This window comes from Streptomyces sp. NPDC104226 (assembly GCF_055584085.1).
Genome location: NZ_JBVJMS010000002.1, coordinates 504,727 through 521,123 on the forward strand (window position 1 = coordinate 504,727; position 16,397 = coordinate 521,123).

A 16,397-nucleotide genomic window follows, 5' to 3' on the forward strand; every position below is an offset into this window, starting at 1 on the left:
GGCCGAGCCGGCACGCTCCGCGCTGTGAAACTTTCTTTGATGCGAGCAAGCTCCTTTGAAGTTAGCGGCGCATTGTTGCCGCACTGTGAAGGGAGTGCGAAGCCCGCGACGGGGTGCGGGAAGATGATCGTCAGTGGAGCGGAACGAGCGGGGTGGGCGGCCAGATGGAAGACGAGACGTCCGAGCGGAGGATCGGTGCGGGCATCCGCAGGCGGCGCAGGGCGCTGGACCTGACCCTCGCCGAGGTGGCCACGCGCAGCGGGCTGTCCTCGCCCTTCCTCAGCCAGATCGAGAACGACCGGGCCCGCCCCAGCATGCGGTCGCTCCAGCGGGTGGCCGACGCCCTGGACACCACGGCCGTGCAGCTGCTGGCCGCAGGTGAGACCCCGCGCCGCGTGGACATCGTGCGGGCCGACGCCGACCCCGGGCTCGATGTCTCCGGGCCGGATCCGACGGCCCGGGTCCGTCCGCTCGTACGCGGCCAGCACCAGATGCACGCGCTGGAGTTCACCGGGGACCACGACGCCGAGCGCGCGTTCCGGCACCGCAACGACGAGTTGATGTACGTCGCGGACGGCGCCGCCGAGGTGGAGGCGGACGGGCGGACCCACCGCCTGGGCCGGGGCGACACGGTGTACCTGACCGGCGGGGTGGAGCACCGCTGGCGGGCCCTGGAGGCGGGTACGCGGGTGCTGCTCGTGGCCGTCGCCGATCACGTCGAGGCCGTCGTGGACCCCCTCGGCTGAGGCGGCGGGGGCCTGGGCGGCCCCGCCGCCTCAGCCCGTGCGCACCTTGCGCAGGGCCTGGTGGACGGACCAGGCCACCGAGACCAGGGGCACCGCCACCACGGCCCCCACGATCCCGGCGGCGATGGCTCCCGCGACCACGGACAGGGCCACCACCATCGGGTGCAGGCGCACCGCCCAGCTCATCACGAGGGGGTGCAGCAGGTGCCCCTCGATCTGGCCGATCACCACGATGAGCGCAACCACCAGGGCCGCCACCAGCGGCCCCTGGGTGGCGAGGGCGACGACCGCGGCCACGCCCAGGGCGACCGGGGACCCGATGAGCGGGACGAAGGCGGCGACGAACTCCAGCAGGGCGAGCGGGACGGCCAGCGGAACGCCGAGCAGGTAGAGCGCGATGCCCACGAGGATCGCGTTGGTCGCGGCCACGAGCACGATGCCATGGGTGTAGCCCGTGAAGGTCCGCCACGCGGCCCCTCCGGCCACGGACACCCGCTCCCGTGCGCCGCCGGGCAGTTGGTCGCAGAACCAGTTCCACTGCCGGTCGCCCGAGTAGGTGAAGAAGACCGAGCAGAACAGCCCGAGGGCCGCCACGGTGAACACCGCCACGACCCGTCCCGCACCGCTGAGCGCCGTACTCAGCAGGGTGGAGCGGTGGCTCGAAAGGTAGTCGCCGATCTTCGACTGGACATCGTCGAGGGCGTGCGCGTCGAGCCGGAACGGCGGCCCCTGGAGCCAGCTCTGGATCCGGCCCAGCCCGTCGCGGAACTCGCGCACCAGCGTGGGCCATTCCCCCGCGACGGCCTCGCCGACCAGCGCGAGGGCGCCGAGCACCAGGATCAGGCTGCCGATCAGCGCGCAGGCCACGGCGAGCCCGCGGGGCATCACCCGGGCCAGCAGCCCGGCGGGCGGCCGCAGCATGGCCGCCGCGACCAGGCCGAGGAAGAGGGCCAGGGCGATCTCGTGGAACCGTCCCAGGACGGCGAACACCGCGTACGCCGCCGCGCCGACGACGAGCAGGCGCCAGGCGTATCCGGCCGCCGTCCGCAGGCCCGGGGCCACCGGGATCGCCGCCCGTCCGGCTGCCCGGTGTTCCGCACCGGCCGGCGTGCGGTCCCGGCCCGTCCGGCCTGCGCCGCGGGGGCGGCCGCCGGGCGGCAGCCGTCGGGCGGGCCGCGTCACGAGTCGCCTGGTCATGTGCGGCCGCACCTCCGGGGTGTGTTGGTCCCCTCGGGCTATCACCCCGGCCGCGGCCGCCCCGTGCGCCGCGCAGCGGGTTCGCCCGAAGGCCTCATCACCGTTGGGCCGAAGGAGCCGAAGGAGCCGATTGGGCCTAAGGGGGCGGAGGCGCAGGCCCGGGTGTTGCCCCTGCTCGGGCTGGTTCGCTGGTCACAGGGGGTTTCCCGGACCGGGCGGCCGACGGGCGACGGGAAACCCGTCGACCCCGGTGCCCGCCGGGGACAGGCTCTTGGTGTCAGCACGGAGCAAGACCCGAGGGGACACCATGCGCAAGATGATCCGCGGCGCCGCCGCGTTCGCCACCGCCGCGGCCGCCGTCGTCGCACTGAGCGGAGCCGCCGGAGCGTCCGGCGCGCAGCCGGCCGACACGTGGGCCGGCTGCCCGGACGGGGCGGTCTGCATCTACCCGCAGAACCAGAACCCCGCCGTCAGCCCGAGCCACGTCTTCTACAGCTACGGGGCGCACAACCTCACCAACCAGTACGGCAACCACTGGGTCCTCAACAACCAGTACGGCGGGGCCACCGCACGTCTGTGCGCCGGCTCCAACGGGGTCAACTGCGGCAACCCCATCGCCCAGGGCACCGGGGTCTACGCCGACCTCGGGCCGATCAACTCGATCACCCTCAACCGCTAGCGGCGAACGGGCCCGTCCGTCAGGCCGTCGGCCTGACGACAGCCCACCAACAGATCGTCCACCTTTTCGACATGCACACACGCGTTCCGGAACCCGGCAGCCGGCCGGGCTCCGGAACGCCTGCGTTTGCCGCCACACCGCACGGACGGCCGGTCCGCCGTCCGACCCCCGCGATAGCCTGGGCACCTGCCTCTCACAGCCTGGGCGCACATTGCCATGGGGGTCGTCTTGGGGGATCCGGACCGCACGAGCGGGACCACGGCGGCCTTTCCCGCCCAGTTGAGAAGGCTGCGCGTGCAGCGCGGCCTGTCGCTCGGCGACCTCGCCCGGCGAACGCACTACAGCAAGGGCTACCTCAGCAAGATCGAGACCGGTGCGAAGCCGGTCACCCTCGATGTCGCCCGCAGCTGCGACCGGGCCCTCGAAGCCGGGGGCGAACTCCTGCGGCTGGTACCGGAGCGCCCGGAGCACGACGAATCCGGGCACCCGGCGGCCGGATCCCGCGACGAGCAGGCCCACCGGCCCGGCCCCTCCCACCCTCCAGGCGCCCCCGGTCCGCCCCACCAGCGCGGTCCGCAGTCGGACGGCGCATGCCCCTACCGTGGCCTGTCCGCGTTCACCCCGCAGGATTCCCGGTGGTTCTTCGGCCGGGAGCGGGCCACGGCCGCCCTCGTCGAGCGGGTCCACGACCGGCTCGGGCACGGCCCGTTGCTCCTCGTCGCCCGGTCGGGCGCCGGCAAGTCCTCCCTGCTCAGTGCGGGTCTGGTACCGGCCCTGCGGCGCGGCGGCCTGCCCGTGGCGGGGGCCGACGGCTGGCCGGTCGTCCGGTTCACCCCCACCGCACACCCGCTGCGTGAGCTGCTCGAAGCCACCGTCAGGGCGGTGGGGGGCGAGCTCGGCGTCACCCCGGAGCAACTGAGCCGCCACCCGGAACGGTTGCTCGAATCCGTCCACCGGCTGGCGGGCGGGACCGCCTCGCCGACCGGCCCCCTCCCAGCGGCGGACGGGCTCCGGCCTGCGACCGTGCGGCCGGTGTTGCTGGTCGACCAGTTCGAAGAGCTGTTCACCCTCTGCTCCGACGAGGAGGAGCGTCGCGCCTTCGTCAGCGTGCTCCTCGCCCTGTCCACCGCTCCCCCGACCGCGGCGCCCGACCCGATGCCCACGCCCACACCCGAGCCCGCGCCCGCGCCCGCGCCCGGTGGTGCGTACGACCCCGCCGTCGTCGTGCTCGGTGTGCGGGCCGACTTCTCCGGGGAGTGCCTGGACCTGCCGGAGCTGGCCGCCGTGTTCAGCGACGGGCTGTTCGTCCTGCCCCCGATGTCCGTGGCCGAGCTGCGGGAGTCGATCACGCGCCCGGCGGAGCTCGCCGGACTCGTGCTGGAGCCGGGACTGGTCCCGCTGCTGCTGCGGGACGCGGGCGTACGGGACCCCGGTGCGGGGGATTCCGCTGCGGGGGACCCCGGCGCCGAGGACCCCGCGGCGCGCCCCGGGGGCGGCCCGGACGCCTGGCCGGGTGAGGCTCCGTCCAGCGCCCTGCCCCTGATGTCCCACGCGCTGATGGCCACCTGGCAGCGGCGCGAGGGATCCACACTCACCGTCGCCGGGTACGCGTACGCCGGTGGCATCCAGGGTGCCGTGGCGCGCAGTGCCGAGCAGGTGTTCGCCCGCCTGTATCCGGCCGAGCAGCGGATGGTCCGGCGGCTCCTCGTCCGGCTGGTGCACATCGCCGACGGAACGGGCCCGACCCGGCGCCGCATGAGCCGCACCACCCTGCTGGAAGGACAGGCGGACTCCGCGCGGGCCGCGGCCGCCCTGGACGCCTTCGTCCGGGCCCGGCTGATCAGCGCCGACAGCGACACCGTCGAGATCACCCACGAGGCCCTGCTGCACGCCTGGCCGCGGCTGCGCGGCTGGATCCACGCCGACCGGGCCGGGCTGCTCGTCCACCAGCAACTGGCCCAGGCCGCCGACGAATGGGTCCGCGAGGGCCGCGACCCGTCCGTGCTGTACCGCGGCAGCCGCCTCGCCACCGCCCGCACCTGGGCCGACGAGCTGGACGGCCGCAGCCGGCTGGGCACCCGGGAGGCCGCCTTCCTCGACGCGAGCCGGGCCGCGCAGGAGGCCCGCCACCGGCAGGACCGGCTCCGGGTCCGCCTGCACCAGCGGATGCTGGCCACCCTCGTCGTCCTGCTCCTGCTGGCGCTGACCGCCGGCGCGGTGGCGTACCAACAGCGGGCGGGGGCGCTCGGGCAGGAGCGGACCGCCCGTTCCCAGGCCCTGGCCGCCCGGTCGCTGTCCCTGTCCGCCGGGCAGCCCGAGGCCTCCATGCTGCTCGCCGAGGAGGCCTACCGGGCCGAGGCGACCCCGGAGGCGCGCGGCGCCCTGCTCAGCACCCAGTCCCAGCCCTTCCTGGCGCGGCTCGGCGGGCACGGCGGGCCGGTCAACGCGGTGGCCTTCGCACCCGACGGCCGGCTGCTGGCGACCGCCGGCTCCGACGGGAAGGTGCTGCTGCGGCAAGTGGCCGACCGGAGCACGGTCGCCGCTTTCACCGCGCCCGGCCGGGTGCGCACCGTCGCCTTCAGCCCCGACGGGCGGACCCTGGCGGCCGGTTCCACCGACGGGCCGGTCCGGCTCTGGCCCCTCGGCGGCGGCGGTTCCGGCGGCCCGGTGTCGGTGCTGCCTGCGAGTACGGCGGGTGCCCGGGCGGTGGCCTTCGCCCCCGACGGCGGCAGCCTGGCCGTGGCCACCGCCGACGGGACCATCCAGGTGCGGGACACCGCCGGGGACCACCGCGAGCGGGCCGTCCTGACCGGGCACACCGCGCGGGTCAACTCCCTGGCCTACGCCCCGGACGGCCGGAGCCTCGTATCGGCCGGGGCCGACGGGACCGTACGACTGTGGGACACGCGGCGGGCGGAGCAGGCCGCCGTTCTGGAGGGGCACACCGGGGAGGTGCTGGGCGCGGCCTTCGCGCCGGACGGGCGTACGGTCGCCACCGGCGGGGTCGACCGTACGGTGCGGCTGTGGGACGTCGACGGGCGGCGCGCGACCGCGACGCTGGCCGGGCACAGCGACGACGTCAACTCCGTGGCCTACACGCCGGACGGCACCACCGTCATCAGCGGGGGCGGCGACGGCACCACCCGCCTGTGGGACGTCAAGGGCGCCCGGCTCACGGCGACCCTGGCCGGGCACACCGACTACGTGCTGGCCGTCTCCGTGGACCCGACGGGATCGGTGCTGGCCACCGCCGCGTTCGACCAGTCCGTCGTGGTCTGGGACCTGCGGGGGCCGGTGCTGACGGCGCGTCCGTTCACCGAGGTGTGGCACGCCGCGTACAGCCCCGACGGGAAGCTCCTCGCCACGGCCGACGCGGCGCACACGGTGCGGCTGTGGGACGTGCCCGAACGGCGGATTCTGGCCACTTTCACGGGGCACGCCGAGACGGTGTTCTCGGTGGCCTTCGCCCCCGACGGGCGCACCCTCGCCTCGGCCGGCGCCGACGGCACCGTACGCCTCTGGGACACCGCGACGCGCGCTCCGCTCGCCACCCTCACCGGGCACACCGGGACCGTGTTCTCGGTGGCCTTCGCCCCCGACGGACGGACTTTCGCCTCGGCCGGCGCCGACGGCACCGTACGCCTCTGGGACACCGCGGCGCGCAGTCCGCTCGCCATCCTCACCGGACACACCGACTTCGCCAACGACGTGGTCTTCAGCCCCGACGGACGGACCCTGGCCAGCGCCGGGGACGATCTGACCGTCCGGCTGTGGGACGTCGCCGGGCGCCGCCCGCTGGCCGCCCTCAGCGGGCACGCGGGAGCGGTCCGGGCCGTCGCGTTCGGCCCGGACGGGCGGACCCTGGCCAGCAGCGGCAACGACGGCACCGTACGGCTGTGGGACGCCGAGCAGCGGCGCGTCACCGCGGTGCTGACGGGGCACACCGGCTCGGCGCGGGGCATCGCCTTCTCCCCCGACGGGCAGACCCTGGCGAGCAGCGGCAACGACCGTACGGTGCGGTTGTGGGACGTGCCCGGGCACCGGCTCCGGGCCGTGCTGTCGGGCCACACCAACGCGGTGTGGGGGGTCGTCTTCTCCCCCGACGGGCGGACCCTGGCGAGCAGCAGCAACGACGGCACCGTACGGCTGTGGAACCCGGATCCCGGCGCCCGGCTCGCGGACATCTGCCGGACGGTGGGCCGCCTCGGACCGCGGGAGCGGCAGGCACTGGTGCCGGGCCTGCCCGCGCGGGCCTCGCGCTCCTGCTAGGGCTCCTGGGTCCCGGCCTGATCCGGGAGACGCGCCCTAACCCGTCCGGGGTTTCCTCGGGGGTTTCCCGTTGCCCGTTCGGGTGGTGCCGCGTCCGGACCTCGACGGGGCGCGGCGGGGGGCGACAGGCTGGTCCACGGATCCGGATCCGGAGCCGGCGGCCAAGTGCCGTTCGGACGGCCGTGCTTCAACCCCACCCCGCCGCGTGAAACGAGGTCTCCCACCGTGCTGCGCCGAACAGGTCTCATCGGAACGCTCCTCGCACTCCTGACCGTGCTCCTCTCCACCCCGGCCGGCCCGGCAGCCGCCGACGACGGCTGCCGGGTGCTGGCCCCCGGGGCCTCGGCGGCGGCCGAGCGCGCCGTCGCCGCGGCCTGCGAACAGGTGGGAAAGGGGGTCTGGTACACCTGGGGCGGTGGTCACGGCCCGGGGCCCGGTGCCACGTACGGGCAGGTGGACCCCACCGATCCGGCGAGCGAGCACGATCCCGAACGGCTCGGCTTCGACTGCTCGGGGTTCGTCCGCTACGCCTACGCGCAGGCTGCCGGCTCGGACCTGCTCGACGGGGTGGCCAGTGCCCAGTACTACACGCACCGCGCGGCCACGCGCTTCACGGCCGCGCAGGGTCTCGCGCCGCTGCTCCCCGGCGACCTGCTGGTGTGGGGCACCTCCCGCGACCTGCACCACATCGCCCTCTACCTCGGGGCGGGCAGGATGGCGGAGGCCCGGCAGTCGGGCACCAAGCTGATGGTCAGCGAGGTCACCGAGGCGCGGCTGTCGAACGGCTATTACGGGGCGGTGCGGGTGGACACCGGCCCGGTCACCGGGCACGTGTTCCAGACCTGGGGCTCCGGTGTCTGGACCAAGGAGCAGCCGGCGACGGCGTCCGCGCGCGTCTACGCGTTCCCCGGTCCGACGACCGTCCGCGTCGCGTGCCAGAAGCACGCGGAGTCGGTGACCTCGGACGGATACACCAATGACGCCTGGTCGTATCTTCCGGACTATCAGGCATGGATGACGAACATTTACGTGCGCGGGGCGGCTTGGCTGGAAAACGTCCCCACCTGTCGTTGATCATCCGTAAGGTCGGAATCGAACCACAACCCCCCAAGCCGGCCGACCCGGCCCATCCGAGGAGCAACGTGCGCACGTCCACGTCCCCGTCGTCCCCGTCGACCCTGCCTTCCCCCTCTTCCCCGTCGTCCCCGGCGCCCTTCTCCCGCTCGCAGCGCCTGGCCGTCGGCGCCGCCCTGCTCGCCGTCGTGGCCGGCGGTACGCTGCCCGCCACCGCCGCCCACGCGGCGACCGTGCCCGGCTCCGCCGCGCAGGCTTCCGTCCAGCCGACCGCCGCGCCCGATCTGGAGGCGCTGGCGCAGGCGTTGCGCAATACGACGGCGGCCGGGGCCCCCGGAGCGATGGCCCGCTTCACCGGTCCGGACGGGGTCCTGTCCCGGGTGGAGGGCGTACGGGACCGGGAGACGGGCGCGGCCATGGACACGCGGGCCCGCTTCCGGATCGGCAGCGTCACCAAGACGTTCTCCTCGGTCGTCCTCCTCCAGCTGGTGGACGAGGGCAAGATCGAGCTCGACCGGCCGGTCAACACGTACCTCCCGGGCCTGCTGCCCGACGACCGGATCACGGTGCGCCACCTGCTCACCCACCGGAGCGGTCTGGCGGACTACACGAACGCGATGTTCGAGCACACCGTGCCCGGCTTCGAGGCGGTCCGGAACAAGGTGTTCACGTACAAGGAGCTCGTCGGGCTCTCGCTCGCCGAGCCGAGGACCACCGAGCCCGGGGTGGCGTACAAGTACTCGAACACCAACTTCGTCGTGGTGGGGATGCTGATCGAAAAGGCCACCGGGAAGCCGGTGGCCAAGGAGTACGAGCGGCGCATCATCAAGCCCCTCAAGCTGAAGAACACCTCATACGTGCACCCCGGCACGACCATCAAGGGTCTGCACGCCAACGGGTACCTGCACCCGGACGAGGCCGGCGCCCCGCTGGTCGACTCCACCGAACAGACCGTCTCCTGGGCGCAGTCCGCGGGTGCGATGATCTCCAACGCGGCCGACCTCAGCACCTTCATGTCCTCCCTGCTCGGTGGCAAGCTGCTGCGTCCGGGCACGCTGGACGCCATGCTCACCGTGACCCCGACCGACGCGACGAACACCCGGTTCTACGGGCTGGGCCTGCGCCGGTACGACCTCTCGTGCGGTGCGCAGGTCTACGGGCACACGGGCACCGTGCAGGGCTTCTACACCTACGCGTTCACCACCCGGGACGGCAAGCGCTCCCTGTCCGCCATGGCGAACACCTCCAACCGGGGCCAGGCCAACACGGCCCTCGGCGGCACGCTGGAGGCCGCCTTCTGCGGTAAGGCGCCGGTCGCCGCGAAGACCACCGCGCGTGGTTTCGCGTTCGCTCCGGCCGCGGCGGAGGCGGACCTCCCCGAGAACCGCTGACGTCGATTCCCGGACACGGGCCCGCTCCCACCCCTTGGCGTGGGAGCGGGCACCGGGAAAGCTGAACTCCGCATTCCCGCACGGGTGTTGCCCGTGTGACCGATGAGGAGGACACGATGGCCGACGCACCGCCCGTGAAGCGTTCCCGCAGGGGGCCGGGCCGGCGGACCCGCAGGATGCTCGCCGCCGCGGCGGGGGCCGCGACGCTGGTCCTCGCGGTCCCCGCGGTCGCGTACGCGGCTCCCCCGCAGGCCCTGCCCGCCAACGCGGACGGGCTGGAGCAGACCTTCCAGCCGGCCTACGACTACGACCGCGACGGCTGCTACTCCAGCCCCGCCATCGGTCCGGACGGCACCCTCAACGGGGGCCTGAAGATGGGCGGCGACGTCAACGGCCAATGCCGTGACCTCTCCGACCTGAACAACACCAACGGCTACTCCCGCGCGAAGTGCAACAACGGCTGGTGCGCCGTCATGTACGCCCTCTACTTCGAGAAGGACCAGGTCTCGCTCGGTCCCGGCAGCGCCGGGCACCGGCACGACTGGGAGCACGTCGTGGTGTGGATCCAGAACAACCAGGTCGCCTACGTCTCCACGTCGGAACACGGGAACTTCAAGGTCCACGCCGCCTCGCAGATCCGCTTCGACGGCACCCATCCGAAGATCGTCTACCACAAGGACGGCATCAGCACGCACTGCTTCCGTGCCGCGAACTCGGGCGACGAGCCGCCGGAGAACCACAAGGGGACCTGGCAGTACCCGGCGCTGGTCGGCTGGAACGGCTACCCGGCCGGGCTGCGCGACAAGCTGAGCCAGGCCGATTTCGGCAGCGCCCTGCTCGGCATCAAGGACGGTCAGTTCAACGGCCACCTGGCCAAGGCCAAGCCGGCCGGGATCCCCTTCGATCCCAACGCGTGACGGGCGTCACGGCCGCGGGACCCGCAGGCCGGGGCCGGAAGGGGGCCGGATAGGGTCATGGCGGGAACGCGCCGCACCGCCGCCCCGCTCCGCCCCTGCCCGGCCGCCGACCGCCCGGCGGCAGCCCTGCCCGGAAACCTGCCTCGATGAGTACCGCACTCCACCCCGCCTCACCCGGCGACTCCCCCGGATCTCCGGACTCGCCCGGATCCTCCGCCCCCGAACCGCCCCGCCGCCGGACGATCGGCGGCCGGGCCCCGGCCCGGCCCACGGCCGCCGCCGCGCTCCACAGCATCGGCGCCGCCACGGCGGTCCTGCTGTGGCTCGTGGCGATCGGAGCCATGCTCCACGAGCCGATCCTCATACCGCCGCTGGCCGCCAGCGCCGCCCTCGTGCACAGCGCGCCCACGCTGCCGCTCGCGCAGCCCCGCGGGGTGATCATCGGCCACATGGTCGGGGCGGCCGTCGGCTACGGGGTGCTGGCCGCGGCCGGGAGCAGTGCCTGGGGGGCCGCCGTGGCCGCGGGTCTCACGCTGGCGCTGGTCATGGCCGCGCGCACCCCGCATTCACCCGCCTGCGCCACCGCCGTGGTGGTCGTGCTCCAGGCCCCGGTGGCGGCCCGGTTCGTGCCGTTGCTGTTCGGATCGGCCGTCCTGATCGTCCTGACCGGGTACGCGGCCTCCCGCCTGCGGCGCAAGGCTCCGAGTTACCCCGCGTACTGGTGGTGACCGTACGTGGTCGCCGGCGTGGTTCGAGATGCGCTCCGGGTGGACTGCTGGTTCGCTGAAAGCCGCCCGGCGTCCCCCCACAGCGCCCAGGAGTGATCATGAGTGCAGGCGAATCCCACGGCCGGTCCCGGCAGCTGCGCGACAAGGCGCAGGAGCTCGACGAGGCCGCCACCCGCTCGACCGACCCGGACGAGAGCCGGCGGCTGCGGGACAAGGCGCGCCGCCTGCGCGAACAGAGCGAGCAGGAGCGCGTCATCGACGACCCGGGCATGGACCTGCGCTAGCGCCCGCGGGCCGGGCCCCGGCTACGGGCCTGCCGGCACTTACGGGGCCGCGGCCGCCGCGGGGGCCTCGTCGAGCTCCCACGCGTGGTGCTTGAAGGCGTGGACGAAGTCGGCGTGGTCCTCCCACTGGCGGGCGATGCCGCGCAGCACGTCCCAGTGGTGCTCCACCGCCTGGTCGATGACCCGGCGGACCGCCGGCTCGGCCGCCTCCCGCTGCTCGATGAGGCCCTTGGCCACCGAGGCCTCCAGCGCCGCGTTGCGCAGGGCACGCAGGGCGCGGGAGGTGTCGTCCATCCCGAAGCCGTTCTCGCTGCCCGTCTCCTCGGCGAAGAGCGGGGTGAGCCGCGCCTCGATGAAGGCGGTGATCCGCTCGAAGTGGCGTACGTCCATCGGGGGCTCCATCTCGGGTCGCTGCACTGTCCGGCGCGAACCGGGCCCGCACCGGCGATCATTATCCCGCAGCCGGACACCCGCTCCGCTCCGGGGTGCGGGCGCCTAGCCTGGCCCGCATGGACGAGCTGAACGAGCTGGACGGCGTGGAGGTCATCGCGTTCGCCGATGCCACGGCCTTCGAGGAGTGGCTGGCCGGGCACCACACCCGGCACGAGGGCGTGTGGGTCAGGCTGGCGAAGAAGGCGTCCGGGATCCCCTCGGTCTCCTCGGACGAGCTGGTCGACATCGGGCTGTGCTACGGCTGGATCTCCGGTCAGCGCCGGTCCCTGGACGAGCGGTCCTACCTCCAGAAGTACGTTCCCCGCAGGCCCCGGAGCCTGTGGTCGCAGGTCAACGTCGCCAAGGTGACCGAGCTGACGGCCCTGGGCCGGATGCGCGAACCGGGACTCGCCGAGGTGCGCAAGGCCCAGGAGGACGGCCGCTGGTCGGGGGCCTACGCCTCCCAGCGGACGGCGGAAGTGCCGCCGGACGTCACGGCGGCCCTCGCGGAGAACCCGGCGGCCCGGGCGGCCTTCGAGGCCCTGGACCGCACCGGGCGCTACCTCGTCGTCCTGCCCCTCCTCCAGGCCCTCACCCCGGAAACCCGCCGGGCCCGCCTCGACCAGGCCGTACGCCTCCTGGCGCGGGGCGCCACCGGCTGACCCCGGGCGGGGCCGGCCCGGCGGGGCTACCAGCGCAGCGGAAGGCGGCTGACGCCGTGCATGAGGGTGCCCGGCAGCCAGGCCGGCGGGCCGGGCTGCGGGTCCTCGGCCAGGTCGGGGAAGCGTTCGAGCAGGGAGCGGATGGCGATGCGGCCCTCCATGCGGGCCAGCGGGGCGCCGAGGCAGAAGTGGAGTCCGTGGCCGAAGGCCAGGTGGCCCTGCGGGGCGCGGCCGATGTCGAACGCCCCGGGGTCCGTGAAGCGGGCGGGGTCGCGGTCGGCGCCGGCCAGGGAGACGAACACGGTGGCCCCGGCCGGGATGACGGTGCCGCCCACGTCGAGGGGTTCGCGGGCGTAGCGGTACGTGGTGTGCTGCACGGGGCCGTCGTAGCGGAGCATCTCCTCGACGGCTCCGTCGATCAGCCCGTCCATGTCCCCGCGCAGGGCGGCCAGTTGGCCGGGGTGGGCGAGCAGGGCCCGTACGCCGTTGGAGATGAGGTTGACGGTGGTCTCGTGGCCCGCGACGAGCAGCAGGAAGGCCATCCCGATGACCTCGTCGGGGGAGAGGGAGTCGCCGTCCTCGTCGCTGGTGCGGATCAGCGCGCTCAGCAGGTCCTCGCCGGGTTCCTTGGACTTGGCCCCGATGAGCTCCACGAGGTAGGCGCCCATCTCCCGGCTCGCGGTGCTGTTCGCTTCGACCGAGGTCGGGGAGACGATCTCGTTGGACCAGTACCGGAACCTGGCCCGGTCCAGGTCGGGAACGCCGAGCAGCTCGCAGATGACGGTCATCGGGAGCGGGAACGCCAGCGCGTCGATCAGGTCTCCGCCGCGCTCCGGCCGGGCGGCCATCGCGTCGAGCAGCCCGTCGGTGATCTCCTGGATGCGCCCGCGCATGCCCTCCATCCGGCGCGCGGTGAACTCCCGCGAGACCAGGCGCCGCAGCCGCGTGTGGTGGGGCGGATCCAGTTCCAGCATGTTGGAGTTCACGGCGCTGAGCTGGGCGTCCGGGAAGTTGCCCGAGGTGCGCCAGTCCTTGGACAGGGCCGGGTGGTTGAGGGCGCGGCGCGCTTCCTCGTGCCCGACGATCATCCAGCTCGGTTCGACCTCGCCGGGGGCGAGGATGATGCGGTGGACGGGCCCCGCCGCACGCATCCTCTCGTAGAAGGCGTACGGGTCGGCATCGAACTCTTCCGCGCTGGCGCTGATGTCCATTACTGGCATCGGACCACGGTACGCCCCCTGGTGGGGCCGGGTGAGGGCGGTTTCCGGACACTCCGGGGCAAGAGCCCGATCACGGTAGTCTGCGGCCTTCGCCACACGACGGAGGGGGACGGCCATGACCACCGCAAACGAGTTAGTCCGGACGACGGTTGAGGTCGTCACCCGGGACGGCGCCGCCGATGCCTATCTGGCCCGGCCCGACGGGGACGGACCGTACCCCGGGGTGCTGCTGTACGTGAACGCCCTCGGGATCCGTCCGCACATCAAGTCGGTGGCGGACCGGATCGCGGCGGCCGGCCACGTCGTCCTGATGCCCAACCTCTTCTACCGGCACGGGCGCGCACCGGTGTTCGAGCTTCCGGAGTTCGTGGACTTCGGGCGGCAGCCGGAACTCTTCGACCGGGTCGGGCCGGTCCTCCAGTCACTGACCGCCGAGCTGGCGATGCGCGACGCCGAGTCCTATCTGGAGCGGCTCGAGGGCCTTCCGGAGGTCGCCGCCGGGCCGGTGGCGATCACGGGGTACTGCCTGGGGGCCCGGCTGGCCCTGCTCACGGCGGGGACGTACCCGGACCGGGTGGCGGCTGCGGCCGGCTTCCACGGCGGGTTCCTGGCCACGGACGCGGCGGACAGCCCGCACCTGGTGGCGCACCGGGTCACCGCCGAGCTGTACTTCGGCCACGCGGACCAGGACCCGACGCTGCCGGCCGAGGAGATCGACCGGCTGTCGAAGGCCCTCTCGGCTGCGGGTGTCCGCCACCGGGCGGAGGTGTACGAGGGCGCCGCGCACGGCTACACCCTGGCCGATACCAGTTCCTACGACGCGGCGTCGGACGAGCGGCACTGGTCGGAGCTGTTCGCGCTGCTGGACCGGACGTTCTGAGCCCCGCGGGCCCGGCGCACTGCCGGGCCCGCGGCGCTTCGTGGTGCCGATGGCCTGGCCGGCCGATCCACCCGCCTGCACCTTTCAGTCCTGCTGAAAGGAACGGTCGAAAACAATCGATGGACCTGAGCGGTGCCGAAGAGCGAGAGTCGGGACATCCCCCCGAGCCCCAACTCCCTTCCTCCGCAACGGAAAGCAGGCTTCCGCACATGCAGATCCCGACCACCGACTTCGCCGCCGCGCCCTACGTGTCGGGCGACCCGTACGCCGACTACCGGGGCGCCGCCTTCGACTTCTCCCACCTGACCGACCTCGCCGACCGGCGGCTCGGCGCGGGGGTCGTCGCCGCCAACGACGAGTTCTTCGCCGAGCGGGAGAACCTCCTGCTGCGCACTCCGGCCGTCTTCGACGTGCACGACTACGGCAACAAGGGGAAGGTGATGGACGGTTGGGAGACCCGGCGGCGGCGCGGGGCGGGCGCGGACGAGCCGTTCCCGACGGACTCCGATCACGACTGGGCGCTGATCCGCCTCGGCTCCCCCGGCATCATCCGCGGGATCGTCGTCGACACCGCACACTTCCGGGGCAACCACCCGCAGCAGATCAGCGTGTGGGCGGCCGCCTTCGAGGGGACGCCCTCGACGGCCGAACTCCTCGGCCGGACGGACGCCTGGGAGGAGATCGTCCCCCGCACTCCGGTGTACGGCCACGCAGCGAACGGGTTCGCGGTCGGGTCCGGACGCCGCTGGACCCACCTGCGGATCAACCAGCACCCCGACGGGGGCATCGCACGCCTGCGGGTCCACGGCGAGGTGCTGCCCGATCCCGCATGGCTGGCCCTGCTCGGCACGGCGGACATGGCCTGCGTGGTCAACGGCGGGGTCGTGGAGGAGGCCTCGGACGGCTTCTACTCCTCCCCGGGGAACACGATCATGCCGGGGCTGTCGCAGAAGCAGGACGACGGCTGGGAGACGCGTCGGCGCCGCGACAAGGGGAACGACTGGATCGTGTACCGGCTGGCCGGGCAGTGCGAGATCCGTGCGGTGGAGGTGGACACCGCGAACCTGAAGGGGAACGCGGCCGGCTGGGTGTCGCTGTCCGTCAAGGACGGCGTGGACGGCGCGTGGACGCAGGTCCTCCCGCGCACCCGGCTGGAGCCCGACAGCCCGCACCGGCTGCCGCTCGCCGCACCGGTCCTGGCCACGCACGCCCGGATCGACGTCTACCCGGACGGCGGATTCGCCCGGCTGCGGCTGCACGGCCGCCTCACGGACGCGGGAGCCGCCTCGCTCACCGCCCGCGCGGCGCGCGCGGCGGGGACGGCGGGCGCGGAGTCCTGACGAGAAGGGGCGGTGGCTCCGGGATCCCACCCGGAGCCACCGCCCACGGACGCCTGGACGCCCCGACTGCTCGACGCCCGGACTACTCGACGACGAGCTCGACGGGGATGTTGCCGCGGGTGGCCCGGGAGTAGGGGCAGACCTCGTGCGCCTGCTTGACCAGCAGGGTGCCGGTCTCGCCCATCAGCGCCTCGGGGAGTTCCACGCGCAGGACGACGGCCAGCCCGAAGCCCGCGCCGTCCTTGCCGATGGAGACCTCCGCGGTCACCGAGACCTCGCTGGTGTCGACCTTGGCCTGGCGGCCGACCAGCCCGAGGGCGCTGGCGAAGCAGGCGGCGTACCCGGCCGCGAAGAGCTGCTCGGGGTTGGTGCCCAGGCCGCTGCCACCGAGGGCCGGCGGCATCGCCAGCGCCAGGTCGATCTGGCCGTCGGAGCTGACGGCGCGGCCTTCGCGGCCGTTGGCGGTGGCGACAGCGGTGTAGATCGCGTCCATCTCGGGGGTTCCTCTCAAGGGGCGGAGGCGGTGCCGCCGTCCGGCGGCCTCGCTCCATCAATATGGCACACAATTCAGTTGTGCA

The 16,397-nt window shown here is 73.7% G+C and carries 15 protein-coding genes; 11 read left to right on the forward strand and 4 right to left on the reverse strand.

What is annotated here, in order from left to right:
• Window positions 1-164 precede the first annotated feature (164 nt).
• Window positions 165-746 carry a helix-turn-helix domain-containing protein gene (locus tag ACZ60J_RS07630; protein ID WP_469679534.1) on the forward strand — a complete coding sequence of 194 codons (582 nt, stop codon included), beginning with the start codon at window positions 165-167 and terminating at the stop codon, window positions 744-746.
• Between the two features lie 30 nt (window positions 747-776).
• Here ACZ60J_RS07630 and ACZ60J_RS07635 read toward each other — a convergent pair whose 3' ends face one another.
• Window positions 777-1,943 carry an AI-2E family transporter gene (locus ACZ60J_RS07635; protein ID WP_469679536.1) on the reverse strand — a complete coding sequence of 389 codons (1,167 nt, stop codon included), beginning with the start codon at window positions 1,941-1,943 and terminating at the stop codon, window positions 777-779.
• Between the two features lie 307 nt (window positions 1,944-2,250).
• On the opposite strand from ACZ60J_RS07635, the gene ACZ60J_RS07640 reads away from it, so the two are divergent.
• The 7 genes from ACZ60J_RS07640 (at window position 2,251) to ACZ60J_RS07670 (ending at window position 11,285) form a co-directional block, all read left to right on the forward strand.
• The gene (locus tag ACZ60J_RS07640) at window positions 2,251-2,622 is read left to right on the forward strand and encodes a hypothetical protein (protein WP_266901870.1); all 372 of its coding nucleotides are present in this window, start codon (window positions 2,251-2,253) and stop codon (window positions 2,620-2,622) included.
• A 216-nt stretch (window positions 2,623-2,838) separates the two neighbouring features.
• Window positions 2,839-6,891 carry an nSTAND1 domain-containing NTPase gene (locus ACZ60J_RS07645; RefSeq protein ID WP_469679538.1) on the forward strand — a complete coding sequence of 1,351 codons (4,053 nt, stop codon included), beginning with the start codon at window positions 2,839-2,841 and terminating at the stop codon, window positions 6,889-6,891.
• 225 nt (window positions 6,892-7,116) lie between these two features.
• Entirely contained in the window at window positions 7,117-7,965 is an 849-nt protein-coding gene (locus ACZ60J_RS07650) for a C40 family peptidase (RefSeq protein ID WP_469679539.1), read from the forward strand.
• A gap of 176 nt (window positions 7,966-8,141) precedes the next feature.
• Window positions 8,142-9,356, forward strand: a complete 1,215-nt coding sequence (locus ACZ60J_RS07655) for a serine hydrolase domain-containing protein (RefSeq protein WP_469680260.1) — start codon at window positions 8,142-8,144, stop codon at window positions 9,354-9,356.
• Window positions 9,357-9,472: 116 nt separating this feature from the next.
• Window positions 9,473-10,273, forward strand: a complete 801-nt coding sequence (locus tag ACZ60J_RS07660) for an NPP1 family protein (protein WP_469679540.1) — start codon at window positions 9,473-9,475, stop codon at window positions 10,271-10,273.
• Between the two features lie 146 nt (window positions 10,274-10,419).
• Window positions 10,420-11,001: an HPP family protein gene (locus tag ACZ60J_RS07665; RefSeq protein WP_469679541.1), complete on the forward strand. Its 582-nt coding sequence runs from the start codon at window positions 10,420-10,422 to the stop codon at window positions 10,999-11,001.
• A gap of 98 nt (window positions 11,002-11,099) precedes the next feature.
• A complete protein-coding gene (locus tag ACZ60J_RS07670) occupies window positions 11,100-11,285 on the forward strand; it encodes a DUF6381 family protein (RefSeq protein ID WP_284717145.1) in 186 nt (61 codons plus the stop codon).
• 39 nt (window positions 11,286-11,324) lie between these two features.
• On the opposite strand, the gene ACZ60J_RS07675 is transcribed toward ACZ60J_RS07670, so the two are convergent.
• On the reverse strand, window positions 11,325-11,675 hold the full coding sequence (locus tag ACZ60J_RS07675; protein ID WP_469679543.1) for a hypothetical protein: 351 nt from the start codon (window positions 11,673-11,675) through the stop codon (window positions 11,325-11,327).
• Between the two features lie 119 nt (window positions 11,676-11,794).
• Between ACZ60J_RS07675 and ACZ60J_RS07680 the strand changes: the two genes are divergently transcribed.
• Complete coding sequence (locus ACZ60J_RS07680) at window positions 11,795-12,379, forward strand: YdeI/OmpD-associated family protein (protein ID WP_469679545.1); 585 nt, start codon at window positions 11,795-11,797, stop codon at window positions 12,377-12,379.
• A gap of 26 nt (window positions 12,380-12,405) precedes the next feature.
• On the opposite strand, the gene ACZ60J_RS07685 is transcribed toward ACZ60J_RS07680, so the two are convergent.
• Complete coding sequence (locus ACZ60J_RS07685; RefSeq protein ID WP_469679546.1) at window positions 12,406-13,599, reverse strand: cytochrome P450 family protein; 1,194 nt, start codon at window positions 13,597-13,599, stop codon at window positions 12,406-12,408.
• Between the two features lie 115 nt (window positions 13,600-13,714).
• Between ACZ60J_RS07685 and ACZ60J_RS07690 the strand changes: the two genes are divergently transcribed.
• Together ACZ60J_RS07690 and alc are read left to right on the forward strand one after the other, a co-directional pair.
• Complete coding sequence (locus ACZ60J_RS07690; RefSeq protein WP_469679548.1) at window positions 13,715-14,479, forward strand: dienelactone hydrolase family protein; 765 nt, start codon at window positions 13,715-13,717, stop codon at window positions 14,477-14,479.
• A 209-nt stretch (window positions 14,480-14,688) separates the two neighbouring features.
• A complete protein-coding gene (gene alc, locus ACZ60J_RS07695) occupies window positions 14,689-15,819 on the forward strand; it encodes an allantoicase (RefSeq protein ID WP_469679550.1) in 1,131 nt (376 codons plus the stop codon).
• Between the two features lie 82 nt (window positions 15,820-15,901).
• Here alc and ACZ60J_RS07700 read toward each other — a convergent pair whose 3' ends face one another.
• Window positions 15,902-16,312: an organic hydroperoxide resistance protein gene (locus ACZ60J_RS07700; RefSeq protein WP_382742284.1), complete on the reverse strand. Its 411-nt coding sequence runs from the start codon at window positions 16,310-16,312 to the stop codon at window positions 15,902-15,904.
• Between the last annotated feature and the right edge of the window lie 85 nt (window positions 16,313-16,397).